Here is a 12,150-nt window from a genome sequence, read left to right on the forward strand (position 1 = left end):
CCCCTCATCCCCTAACCCCTTCTCCCACCGTGGGGAGAAGGGGGATCGGATGCTCTTGCTCCCCTCTCCCCGGCGTGGGAGAGGGGCTGGGGGTGAGGGGTTGAGCTTAAGTTGACACGGATGGCAAGCGGGTCGCCCCTAAAGGGTACAGGGATTTCGTTTTGGCATCTCGCGTTGCCGGGGGCTACTCAATCCAGATAAATTGTAAATATAGTTACAAAGTTGTATAGTTTTAATAAACAGTGGTGTAATCATGGCTCATATTGTGGTAATCGGTGCGGGTATTGGCGGACTCCCTACAGCTTACGAACTGCGGCATCTCCTGCCTCATGTCCACCGAATTACGTTAATTTGTGACAAACCTAAATTTACGTTTACTCCTTCTCTGCCTTGGGTGGCGTTTAATTTAACTCCACTCCAGCGAATTCAAGTAGATATTGCTTCTGTGCTTAAATCCCGTCAAATTGAGTTTGTTCAAGGTAAGGTAACGGGTATTGACCCCCACGCTCAATGGTTAAGGGTGGGAGACAGGTCTATTAATTATGACTATGTAGTGATTGCTACCGGGGCGGAATTAGCCCTAGATACCATACCAGGATTAGGACCCGATCGCGGTTACACCCAATCGGTGTGCAATCCTCACCATGCTTTGATGGCAAAAGAAGCGTGGGCGAAATTTCTGGAAAATCCTGGACCCTTGGTTGTGGGGGCGGTTCCGGGTGCGAGTTGTATGGGACCGGCTTATGAGTTTGCCCTATTAGCCGATTGGATACTGCGGCGACAAGGATTGCGAGAACAAGTACCGATTACGTTTGTCACCCCAGAACCCTATGCAGGTCATTTGGGAATTGGGGGTATGGCAGATTCGGCGGAATTGGTAACTGAATTAATGCGTCAACGGCAGATTGAGGTGATTGAGAAGGCTGAAATTACTGCTATTCATCCGCATCAGATCACCTTAGCAGAGGGTCATAGGCTACCCTTCCATTACGCCATGCTGCTACCGCCGTTCCGGGGACCAAGCTTTGTCCGAGATGTGCCTGGGTTGAGTGATGAGAAGGGTTTTCTACCTGTATTACCGACGTATCAGCATCCTTCATTTCCCTCTATCTATAGTGCAGGCGTAGTGGTGCAGTTATCGCCACCGGAAAAGACACCTTTGCCTATCGGTGTGCCAAAAACGGGGCAAATGGCGGAGGCGATGGGGATGGCGGTGGCGCACAATATTGCTAGAGAGTTGGGTGTGATTCAAGCGGCACCGGTGACGCCTACCTTGGCAGCGATTTGTATGGCGGATTTTGGTGATACAGGAATTGTCTTCTTAGCTGATCCCGTTTTACCGAATCCGAAAACCGGTCAACGGCGACGTGCGATCGCAAAACGGGGTCGTTGGGTAAGCTGGTTGAAGATTGCCTTTGAGCAATTTTTCTTAACCAAGATGCGATGGGGGTTATCTGTACCTTGGTTTGAGCGTTGGAGTCTGCGCTTGTTGGGCTTATCGCTGGTAGAACCAATTCCAGTATCAAAGGATTATCCAATTGAGTCAAGTTTGCAAACTAGATAAGCGATTAAACTAACAGTTTGGCAGAGTAAGTTTGGAAAAGTCAGGCTTACGCTATACTAAAGTCTAAAGTTGGAGGACTAAGAGGCAATAGTAAGTGCAATGGTTCAAAAAATAGCCCTCTTTAATCACAAAGGCGGAGTTAGCAAAACTACAACCACATTTAATCTGGGTTGGATGCTTGCCTCAAAGGGAAAAACAGTAATTCTTGTCGATACCGATCCCCAGTGTAACCTAACGGGTATGGCTTTAGGGCAAGGAACAGAGAGCGACGAGGCAAGAATTGAGGCGATTTACAATACCCATTCAAATATTAGAACAGGGCTAGCACCAGCTTTTGAGTCACAGCCAAGGGCTATTGAGGCAGTAGACTGCATTCCCATTGAGGGACAAGATGGACTGTTTTTACTACCTGGTCATGTGGGTTTTGCGGAATATGAAGTCACATTGGGAATTGCTCAAGAGCTAAGTGGCTCAATTCAGGCTCTCAAAAACTTACCCGGCTCTATTACAGATTTATTGAATAAAACGGCTGAAAAGTTTACTGCAGATTACATTTTGATTGATATGAGTCCGAGTTTAGGAGCAATTAATCAGAATTTACTAATGACCAGTGACTTTTTTATCGTGCCTACTACTGCCGATTTCTTTTCGGTAATGGCAATTGATTCATTAGCTAAAGTTCTACCCAAATGGTACGCCTGGGCTAAACAGGCTAGTTCGCTTCCTTTATTGAAAGGAGCATCCTATCCATTTCCTGACATTACACTACGGTTTTTAGGTACTATTGTTCAAAATTTTCGGATTATTCGCGGCAAGGAAACGGCTGCTTTTGAAACATGGATTAATAAGATTGAGCAAGACGTTTCCTCTAAGCTGGTTCCGATTTTACGTCAAAATAGTATGTTAATTTCTGATAAATTATATGCTGAACATGGAATTAGTGACAGTTTTTGCTTAACAAAAATTTCCAACTTTAATAGCCTAATTGCTCTTTCTCAGGAACATCAGACTCCAATCTATGCCCTCACGCCTCAACAATTAAACCAAACAGGAATAGTGCTAAAAAATAACCAAGCAAAACAAGATGATTTTAAACAAACATTTGCCGAATTAGCCGATAAGATTATAGGACTCACTTCTCCTTCCTATGCAGTCAGCGCTTGATCAATTCCGAATCAGCATTGCTCGTGTTCGAGATCTGATTTCTATTCACAACTCTGTCAAGGCTCAATCCACTCCTGCCCTAGATTTGTCAGATATTTTGAGAGCTGCTCTAGTTCTAGCTGTGAGCGCCTTGGATTACTATGTCCATGAAGTTGTAACACTAGGAATGCTAGAGATTCAAAGGGGTCAGCGTTCCGAACCTAATCCTCCACGCAACAGTTCTCAATCTGCATTTTCTCGTTTTCAAGTATAAGTGAAGTCACTGGCGAAGCGGTTAAACAACTACCCGATACACTAAGTCAGAACTATACCACAATTGAATGCCGTTGAATGGCGTGCGATCGCGGGAATGCGTGATCGCTTAATCCATAATTACTTCGGCGTTGATTACGATATTGTGTGGGACGAAGATATGATGAAATGTAAAGTTGTCCTACTATGAGTCAGACCGAATGCCCTCTGCTGTTTGTGTCCAACACGTCCAAAAAACCTACGATAAAATTCCTGTGGTTAATGACCTCTCCTTCACTATCGAATCGGGAGAGATATTTGGTCTACTCGGTCCTAACGGTGCGGGGAAATCGACGACGATTCGCATGTTAACCACTTTAACCCGACCCACTGAAGGGCAAATTGAGATTGCGGGTTACGATGTGGTGCGCCAACCGGCTGAAGTTAAGCAAAATATCGGTGTAGTGTTGCAACAAACCAGTGTTGACAACGACCTGACCGTTTGGGAGAATATGGAACTCCACGGACGTTTGCACCACATTACCAATCCCCGACGGCAAACCCTGATTAACCAGTGGTTGGAGTACGTAGAATTAGCCCAAAGGCGGGATTCGCCCGTGAAAACCCTATCCGGTGGGATGAAGCGTCGCCTGCAAATTGCTAGGGCGCTACTCCACCAACCCAAAATTCTATTTTTAGATGAACCCACGGTGGGACTTGATCCCCAAACCCGTCGCCGCCTGTGGGAAATTATTCGGGATTTAAACCGCCAAGGGATGACTATGCTGCTGACGACGCATTATATGGACGAGGTGGAGGTGTTGTGTGATGCGTATGGGGCAAGTCAGCCGGGACGCATCGGTATTATGGACTGTGGTAAGCTAATTGAACTGGGAACCCTGCAACAACTGAAAGCTAACCATGGCGAAGGGTTGCTGATGAAACAAATTGGCGATCGCTTCGAGTATAAGTTCTTTCCCACTCTAGATGATGCCAATGCCTACCTTGACAGCTTACCGGATAAAACGGGTATGATGGTTCGTCCCTCAAATTTAGAAGATATCTTTGTGGAACTGACGGGACGGCAACTCGATTGATGAGCATTTCGGTACTTGCCAATCCCCAATCCCAAATCCTTAATCCCTCATCACTCAACACTCGGTAAGGGCGGGTTTTGAATCCAAATTATCGTCAACAGCTTGAGCGAATTCCCTAAACCCGCCCCTACACACCCAAAACTCAACACTCGGTAAGGGCGGGTTTTGAACCCAAGTTATCGTCAACAGCTTGAGCAAATTCCCTAAACCCGCCCCTACACATTCAACACTCAAAACGTCCCCAATGCCTCGTCTAGCGACCCAAATTGAAGCGATTCTATACTTAAAGGGCAAACCTTTGTCCCTGACGGAAATTGCTGAGTGCGCCAGATGCGATCGCTCGGCGGTAGAAGATGCTTTAATTGAACTGATGTCAGACTATGCCTATCGAGACAGCGCCCTAGAAGTCGTCGAGACACCAAAGGGCTATAGCTTGCAGTTACGGGCTTCATTTGCTACGTTAATGCAAAGTCTAGTGCCTGCTGAATTAGGTGTAGGAGCATTGAGAACCTTAGCGGCGATCGCAATCAAACAACCTATTGCTCAAACTGAACTGATCGACTTACGCGGTAGTGGTGCGTATCAACATGTTCAAGAACTCATCTCCCTCGGATTTGTCAGCAGACGCCGACAAACCGATGGTCGTTCCTACTGGTTGCAAGTCACCAATAAATTTCATCAACACTTTGAACTCGATAACCTCCTACCGTCCCTACGCACATCCTCTCAATCCTAAGCACCACTTCACCTGATCTTATCCTTCAGCCCCAAGCACAATCCTGAATTTCTTCCTTAAGAACTAGGACTGTTTAACCAAAGCACCAAGTCGGTAGCTAGTACAATCGTTTAGAGTAGAAACAAGTAAGTCACATCTTTTAATTTCTAATGGTATTTAACTCTGACTTCCTCAATTCTCCCCCTGAAGATGACGCAACCAACCAACTCCTGAGCTATCTCCAACACCAATCCCCCGATGTGCTGTCCCAGGTTGCCAAATCTGCCAGCCCGGAAATTCAGCAAATCATTTCCCAGAATGTCCAAGGACTGGTGGGTATGCTTCCGTCTGAGAGTTTCAATGTACAAGTTACCACAGATCGCGAAAACTTAGCTGGATTGTTGGCTTCGGCGATGATGACGGGCTATTTTCTGCGTCGCATGGAACAACGCATGGAACTAGAAGATAATATGACTGACACCATGAATTGGCATGGGCAATCCCATTACAACGACCACTCTAACGGTTCTTCCCTCTAAACTCATTCAAAGTAAAAGCCTAATAGAGTCATGGAAAAGCTATTCCCCCGTCTGATGAAGACGGGAGGCGGGGGATTGGGCTGCCGTAAAGGGCAGTCGTTTTTGTGTGATTTACTAGAATAGCGCGGCGGAAGTAACTCATCAGTTAACCACAGACGACAAAGCAGATATAGCTGTCGCCCTCCAGGTTAAGACGTTCTACGGCTGAAACGAGAAGGTATCCGTAAGCACCCTTCTGCCTCCTCCCAGGTAGCGCTACTAGAGTATAATTAATACGATAAATTAGTGGATCGTCAGTCTTGATATCCAGCAAAATTTTCCTAACATGAACAACTTATTGCCAATTATTACCGGATTTGTTTTAATCTACGCTTTACTCGTTTTGGTGGGTGGCGTAATCGGGTATGTCAAAGCCAAAAGCAAAAAATCCTTAATTTCGGGTATCAGTAGTGGTCTGGGACTTTTGGTGGCTTGGTGGCTTTGTCGGATTATCCCGATTATGGGACTCGGACTCGCCACATTCATTTCTCTAGTGTTATTTATCGTTTTTATTATTCGCCTTTTCCGCACCCGCAGCTTTATGCCTTCTGGCATGATGATGGTTTTTTCGCTAATGGCTACCGTACTCTTTTCTGTAGGATTATTAGCAGCAGAGGGTTTCTTGCAATAGAAGAGTATCTTTTCTCAATAACCCGGACGCTCAAGCAAAGTAGCAGGCGATAAGATGAGAAAATCGTTCAAAACTCCTTATGTTGTACTTCCTATCTTATTGGGCTGCTGCTTTTTCATTTATTTCATCAGTTCGGGTCAATATCCTTGGCTCAAATCCTTTTCTTTAGATATTGCCTCAGAAATTACTGGCATTTTAATTGTCGTCTTTTCGATTGATCGGGTCATTGCGATCGATCAAGAAAATCAACGTAGAAAACTAGAAGCTGTAGCATTCCTGCAACTAAGGAGACCGCTTAGGCGTCACTTTTATTTATTTTTTAATATGTTTAAGGCGGCTATTGCCGAAAAACCGGATAAAAATTATCAAACAGTCGTTGACTTATTTGATCATACATTTTTTGAAGAATTAGCGTTTCTAGATTTTTCCAAACCAGCCCCTGTATTGGGCGCAATTGAAGCGGATTGGTCAGATTATCTATTACGTGAATGTTCGCAGTTTAAGGATTCCTTAAACCGCACTATGGAAAAATATTGTTTATTTTTACAACCTGAACTCATTGAATTGATGGAAGAAGTTATTAATTCTCCATTTCTTTGGATCGTATTCAATGCGCCTGTAATTCGGCAATTCAGTGCAAAAAAAAATACATCAAATTCTTATAATTTATTAGCCAGACAAGAAATTCGGGATTTACTGAAAGAGTATATTCAACTTATTACAGCGTTATTAGAGCAATATAATCAAAGAGTTCCTGAAGACAAGCAAATTAAAATTTCTGATGAATTATGGGCAAAGGAAGTTCTACCCAAAATTGGTAGTGGTCGAATCTAAGTAGGTGGACAGAATTAACGTGAACGGTGAATATCGTCATTCGTCATCATCGCTCTTCGAGAAGTAAGCTAAGTCTAAATAATTCATAAGCCCTAATTCATTCTATTAAACGACTCGAATCCATCCCCGATGTAAACCTTCATAAATCCGTTCAACTAAGTGTTCCTCTTCCATTGAGAGTGACTGCTTCGATAAAAGGGCTGACATAAACAGTTGTTGATCAATCCAGCTAATTTGGCGCATATCAATAATGCGATGGGCAATTTGCTGGACGGGAAATTTGGGAAAGCAAACTTGAGCAGATTTCATTGGGTCTTTGGCAACGTGGTGTATCTCTCCTTGTATAAAATATATTAAAGAACTTATCGATTTTTTAACGTGATCAAATCAGCCGATTGTCAGTGATTATGACTTAACCAAAATTGTGATAAGTATTGAGTTGCCAAGTGATGCTTCCTGAGGAAGGATTATGATAAGTTTGTCTTTTTTAGGTGATCTAAATCACAAAATATTGGGAGTGACACTATATAGCAATAGACACATCGATTAGGACGTTCGGCACCATTGTAGAGACGCGCCATGGCGCGTCTCTACATAAATGATGTGTCCTAACAGCCATGGCGGTTGCTATAACTTAAGCTGAATGGCACACTCCCTAAGGCTGGTGGGCAATGCCCACCCTACGGATATCTTAAGTAGGTTGGTGGAAATAAACTTAACTATGTTCAGTTATATAAATACTCCTCAAACCCTTACAAATGACGAATGACGAATGACAATCTCCGCCGTTAACTTTAATTGTCCCCACCTACTTATACCTTTTGTTTCCAATACTTAAATGCTTTGACCTGACCTAATTCTAATAGGTGCGAGTCTCTTAGGGTGAGGGTAAGGGTTGGCGGCGAGGGTTCAACTCCCAAGGCGGCGATGATTTGATCACCTAAGACTCGTCCGAGTCGTGGCGGTACAGAATTCCCTACCTGTCGAAATCCATGCCATTTCGTCCCATGAAAGCGAAACCAGTCCGGAAATGAATGTAAACGTGCGGCTTCTCGGACTGAAATTACCCGTGGATAGTTAGGATGAATGGGACGGGGGGAGGTATAGCTACCTCGATCATATCCAGTACCTGCTCGTAGAGTGTAGCAGGGTTTGTCCCAGTCTAGGCGTTGTAGGCGACTAATTGCTTCCAATTGACCCGGTAGTGTTTGATTAAACCGTTCAATTGATGCAGGATTGTGTCGGGTTCGCTTAGAACTGGTTAAGAGGAATGGATTCCATTTGCGGGGATGGGCAAAATTAAAGGGATCGCTGATGATATTTCGTAGTTTTTCTACGTAAGGCATGGCTAATGCCTGGAGTAATTTTAACTGAGGGAATGTCAGTTCTACCCAGTCTGAGGTTTGGAGTTCAGGAAAATCATCTAAATTCGGTAAATCCGCGATCGCATCCCGAACGGTACAAAATTCAGAGGGTGATTGCAATTGAGGTTGAGGATAGGTTAAAGGTTTAACTCCCACCTGATTTCCCAATATAAATAACCGTTGTCGCTGCTGGGGTACACCGAAATTAACCGCGTTGAGGACTTGTATCGGTTGAGTTATCTCATAGCCGGCGGCGTTAAACTCCCATTGCAACCGATTCAATAAGTCTTGGTATTTTTTCCACCCTAAACCCGGAACATTCTCCATCAGAAAATAACGAGGCTGGAGTTCTTTGACCAAGCGACAGAACTCAAAGACTAAAAGGTTCCGTTTGTCACAAACCTGACGTTTCCCCATGACAGAGAATCCCTGACAAGGGGGTCCCCCAAATACTAAGTTTATGTCCATCCTGTCGCGATCGCTCACCCGAACCGGACGTTTTTGGCGATCGCACCAATTCCGCAAGGCTTTCTGGATATGTGTTCCCGTCAACTCAGTCACATCAGCGCACAAGACATGAGTCTGGGGAAAATTAAACTTATAGACAGCCGCGTGAATCGGGTCTTTTTCCACTGCGATCGCCACATCAAACCCCGCCTGTTCGATTCCCAAGGAAAACCCACCAACACCTGCAAATAAATCAATGGCGACAGGTCGATACCCTAATTTTGCCATCCCCTCATCCGTTGTTTTATACCAAGTTGCAGTCTAATGTACAATCTTCTGCCTTTTTATCCTAACGTTCAGAAGTTAGAGGTAACGTCTCCATCTGACTGATAATTTCCAATAGTGACAGTCCCAAACTCTTGTTCAACGCCGCATTACTTTCAGGACAACTGTGCTGCATTAAACAGCGAGGACAACCCTGATCACAGTCACACCCTGCTGCTAACACCTTAGCTTTGAACGCAAAGTCCCAGAAGCGATGAAAAATAGCCTCAGATACCCCATTTCCCCCCGGGGTTGTATCAAACCAATAGCCAATTGTGGGTAAGGTGTGTTGACGGTTAGGTTTGTTCACGATTAGACTATTTACCTCCTGAGTCTCACTCAAAATTAATAAGGGTACAGCCAAATTAATTTGGTGGGTAATAGAATGTAACGCAATCCGTTCTGGCGGGCAAGACCAAAGACAGGTATAGTCACTAGGAATATTCTTCCCATACTGCTGAACCAATTTTTGTTTGATTCCTTTAACCTGTTGAGTCAAATAGTCCTGAATCGGTTGATTAACTTCAATTTGCAGTACAGGTGCTTCCAGTCGAGTTAAATAAGGCTGCTCAAAATTCACCGTTTTAATCCGTTTCTGGATTTCAGCAAACCGTGTTCTGCGCCGACAGTCTGGACATTGAGCTTCTTTGACAGGTGTATGATACCGCCGACATTGAAAATTTTGGCAGGTTTTGTCGTATTCTAGACTGTAGAGTGTATATCCATTAACATAATCGGTAATTTCTCCCCAACCCAGAATTAGGCGTATTCGTCCTTCCGGAATTCTGGTTGGCAAAATCTTCGGTTCAGCTAAGTAAGATTTGAGTTCAATCTCAGTTTCTTGTTCCGCACGAGTTAACTGCTGGGGATCTTCAGCTAGAGGTTTTAAAATTGCCTGTTGATTTTCCAAATCCAGACTTTGACAAGAATACCAAACCCGATCGCCCCAAGGTGACTGATGCTGATAAATTGCCTCAGGAAAGACTTCTCGCTGGGCGTGCTTTTCATCCAATTCCTCAAATTCTTCCCCCGTCTGTTGATCCACTAATGTCACCGTAAAATGGTTCGTTCCTCGCATTTGCACGTCTTTATGGGGATAAGGTTTCGTCCACAAGTGCTGGTGGCGAGAGAGGGATAACTGGTTTTGATTCATCAACTGAATAGCAATGTCTGCGGCAGATTGACCAAAATATTGATAGAATTTCTCCAACGGAATCCCACTCTCACAAGCCCCACAGAGTAAATGCTGTTTGAGGAAAACTTGATAATCGGGATTACATACCGCACTTTCAACTTCACCTCTTAATAATAAGTCCGGGTTATTCCCATAAAAATAATCCAAGGCGTTTTGGGCAATGGGCAGAAAAATAACTAAACCAGGGCTTTTCCGTCCCGCCCTTCCTTGACGTTGACGTAACTGCATCAGTGAACCGGGATAACCGCGCAGTAAGCAACAATCCAGTTCCGGAATATCAATCCCAGCTTCTAAGGCTGAGGTTGCCAGAATAATGCTAATTTCTCCCGCACTCAGTTGCTGAATAATTTGGCGACGATGATGAGATTTCAGCGAACCATAAAATATCCTGACTTGGGATTTAAGATAGCCTTGTCCCCGTTGCTCTAGATGTTCTTGGATTTGATTTAAGAGAGATTTTAGGGAAATGCGACTATTGCAAAAAACAATCCCCTTTAATCCTTGCTCTAACCAAGATAGGACAATCGCACAAGAGTCCATATTGGCATACTTAGATGGGGCTAAACAGAGGGTTGTCCGCGCCGCCGTTGCTGCACCACTGTTCTCGATTAGGGATAAATTTCCCTGTCTTCCACTAAAGGTTTCGGCTAATTCCCCTGGATTGCCAATCGTCGCCGTGGCAAAGATATGTTGTAATTGAGTGGAATCGCCACCACTTTGGTCGATCGCTAATCGTAATCGTCGCATTAGATTGGCAAAGTGGGCACCAAAACTACCGCGATAAGTATGGGCTTCATCAATCACTAAATAACGCAGATTTCTCAGAAACAATTGCCACGATTGCCATTGTGGTTTAAAAACTTTAAAAAGTTGATGGTGGAGTAAGTCAGGGGTGATACAAATAATTTGCGGTGATTGTTCTAATAATTTAATCCGTTCAGCCATGGGAACATCTCCCGTCAGCATCACTACATTAATCCGCTGAAACTTCGGGATCAGGTCAATAATGTCGTGAATTTGCCGCAACTGATCCACCGCCAATGCCTTTAAGGGAAAAATAAATAGGGCGGTGGCGTGGGGATTGCTCAGACAGGTTTCCAGAATCGGGAGAAGAAACGCCAGAGTTTTGCCACTGGCTGTTGGGGTGGAGAGTAAAATATCTCCTCCTTGACGCAACGCCTGTAATGAGGCGTACTGATGAGACCATAGAGAGTTGATGCCAATGGTATTTAAGGCGTAGTGGAGAACCTGGGGTAAATCCTGGGGTAAGGGTTCCGCCTTTTCCTGGGAAGCGGGAGTAATTTCTACAGCGGTTAACTTTTCCCCGTCGAGTAGGCTTTGAGCGATCGCACGAAATGCAGGGGGTTGAATCGCGGCGATTTCGGCTTCACTGACTTGGGGGGTTGCTGACGGAGACGATGCAGGGGTTGAGGATAGGATAGGATGGCTGGGTTCAATTGACTCATGCTGTCGAATTTCTAGGTAGGCGCATTCCAGATGCATTTCTATCTCGGCTCGTTGATCGGGAAACGCGGCGGTGTAGACGGTTAAAGCGGCTTCCAATCGTTGAATGGCTTGGCGTAGGTTCCTGATGCGATCGCCTTTATTCCGCTCTAAATAAATTAACCCTAAATAATAGTTAGTTTCCGCCCAATCCTGGGGATCATCAGCCTGAGTGAAAACCTGAGCCGCAATTTCGTAGCTAATGCGGACAATTTCCAGATGATCCGTGCGATCGCCGCCAGGAAACTGGTTAATAAACTGACTAATTCCCCGCAGGCGTCTCGCCAGATCCGGCTTGTGACGATCATCCAATTCAGCCAACCTTGCGATCGCCCATTCCTGTAGCACCAGGGCAAACGTCTCATTCAGCTTATCAGAGTTCTCTGCCAGGAACGTATGCACCACAGATACATCCTCGTTGCTGGGTAAAGTAATCAACAACAATTGGTGGAGAAACGTCTTCAGGGTTTCCCAGTTTGGATCAGCCATGATCTAAGCCAGCA

Annotated in this window: 11 protein-coding genes and 1 pseudogene; 9 read left to right on the top strand and 3 right to left on the bottom strand. The window is 44.8% G+C overall.

Features of this window, described 5'->3' with window-relative positions; all coding sequences use genetic code 11:
* Nucleotides 1-253 precede the first annotated feature (253 nt).
* The 9 genes and pseudogenes from MC7420_RS30230 to MC7420_RS30265 all read left to right on the top strand — a co-directional run bounded on the left by MC7420_RS30230 (nt 254) and on the right by MC7420_RS30265 (nt 6,814).
* Nucleotides 254-1,564 (top strand): NAD(P)/FAD-dependent oxidoreductase, encoded by a 1,311-nt coding sequence (locus tag MC7420_RS30230; RefSeq protein ID WP_006105575.1) that lies wholly within the window; start codon nt 254-256, stop codon nt 1,562-1,564.
* Nucleotides 1,565-1,663: 99 nt separating this feature from the next.
* Entirely contained in the window at nt 1,664-2,728 is a 1,065-nt protein-coding gene (locus tag MC7420_RS30235) for a ParA family protein (RefSeq protein ID WP_006105577.1), read from the top strand.
* Nucleotides 2,712-2,978 (top strand): annotated as a pseudogene (locus MC7420_RS43980) (HEPN domain-containing protein); the annotation flags it as partial. The gene MC7420_RS30235 and the pseudogene MC7420_RS43980, both read left to right, overlap by 17 nt.
* Before the next feature lie 66 nt (nt 2,979-3,044).
* Nucleotides 3,045-3,170, top strand: coding sequence for a HepT-like ribonuclease domain-containing protein (locus tag MC7420_RS41990; protein WP_006105576.1), 126 nt, complete (start codon nt 3,045-3,047; stop codon nt 3,168-3,170).
* 10 nt (nt 3,171-3,180) lie between these two features.
* On the top strand, nt 3,181-4,056 hold the full coding sequence (locus MC7420_RS30245; RefSeq protein WP_006105486.1) for an ABC transporter ATP-binding protein: 876 nt from the start codon (nt 3,181-3,183) through the stop codon (nt 4,054-4,056).
* A 244-nt stretch (nt 4,057-4,300) separates the two neighbouring features.
* Nucleotides 4,301-4,792 carry an SMC-Scp complex subunit ScpB gene (gene scpB, locus MC7420_RS30250; protein WP_006105500.1) on the top strand — a complete coding sequence of 164 codons (492 nt, stop codon included), beginning with the start codon at nt 4,301-4,303 and terminating at the stop codon, nt 4,790-4,792.
* 149 nt (nt 4,793-4,941) lie between these two features.
* Complete coding sequence (locus MC7420_RS30255; protein ID WP_006105547.1) at nt 4,942-5,310, top strand: DUF760 domain-containing protein; 369 nt, start codon at nt 4,942-4,944, stop codon at nt 5,308-5,310.
* A gap of 325 nt (nt 5,311-5,635) precedes the next feature.
* Nucleotides 5,636-5,980 carry a TMEM14 family protein gene (locus MC7420_RS30260; protein WP_006105526.1) on the top strand — a complete coding sequence of 115 codons (345 nt, stop codon included), beginning with the start codon at nt 5,636-5,638 and terminating at the stop codon, nt 5,978-5,980.
* Nucleotides 5,981-6,034: 54 nt separating this feature from the next.
* Nucleotides 6,035-6,814 carry a hypothetical protein gene (locus MC7420_RS30265; RefSeq protein WP_006105489.1) on the top strand — a complete coding sequence of 260 codons (780 nt, stop codon included), beginning with the start codon at nt 6,035-6,037 and terminating at the stop codon, nt 6,812-6,814.
* Between the two features lie 105 nt (nt 6,815-6,919).
* Here the strand turns inward: MC7420_RS30265 and MC7420_RS30270 are convergent, their stop codons facing one another.
* From MC7420_RS30270 to MC7420_RS30280, 3 genes are all read right to left on the bottom strand, one after another.
* Nucleotides 6,920-7,123 (bottom strand): hypothetical protein, encoded by a 204-nt coding sequence (locus MC7420_RS30270; protein WP_006105494.1) that lies wholly within the window; start codon nt 7,121-7,123, stop codon nt 6,920-6,922.
* Between the two features lie 503 nt (nt 7,124-7,626).
* Nucleotides 7,627-8,913, bottom strand: a complete 1,287-nt coding sequence (locus MC7420_RS30275) for a DNA cytosine methyltransferase (protein WP_006105572.1) — start codon at nt 8,911-8,913, stop codon at nt 7,627-7,629.
* Between the two features lie 61 nt (nt 8,914-8,974).
* The gene (locus tag MC7420_RS30280; protein WP_006105516.1) at nt 8,975-12,136 is read right to left on the bottom strand and encodes a DEAD/DEAH box helicase; all 3,162 of its coding nucleotides are present in this window, start codon (nt 12,134-12,136) and stop codon (nt 8,975-8,977) included.
* Nucleotides 12,137-12,150: the final 14 nt, after the last annotated feature.

The sequence above is a fragment of the Coleofasciculus chthonoplastes PCC 7420 genome (assembly GCF_000155555.1).
Classification (GTDB): Bacteria; Cyanobacteriota; Cyanobacteriia; order Cyanobacteriales; family Coleofasciculaceae; genus Coleofasciculus; species Coleofasciculus chthonoplastes_A.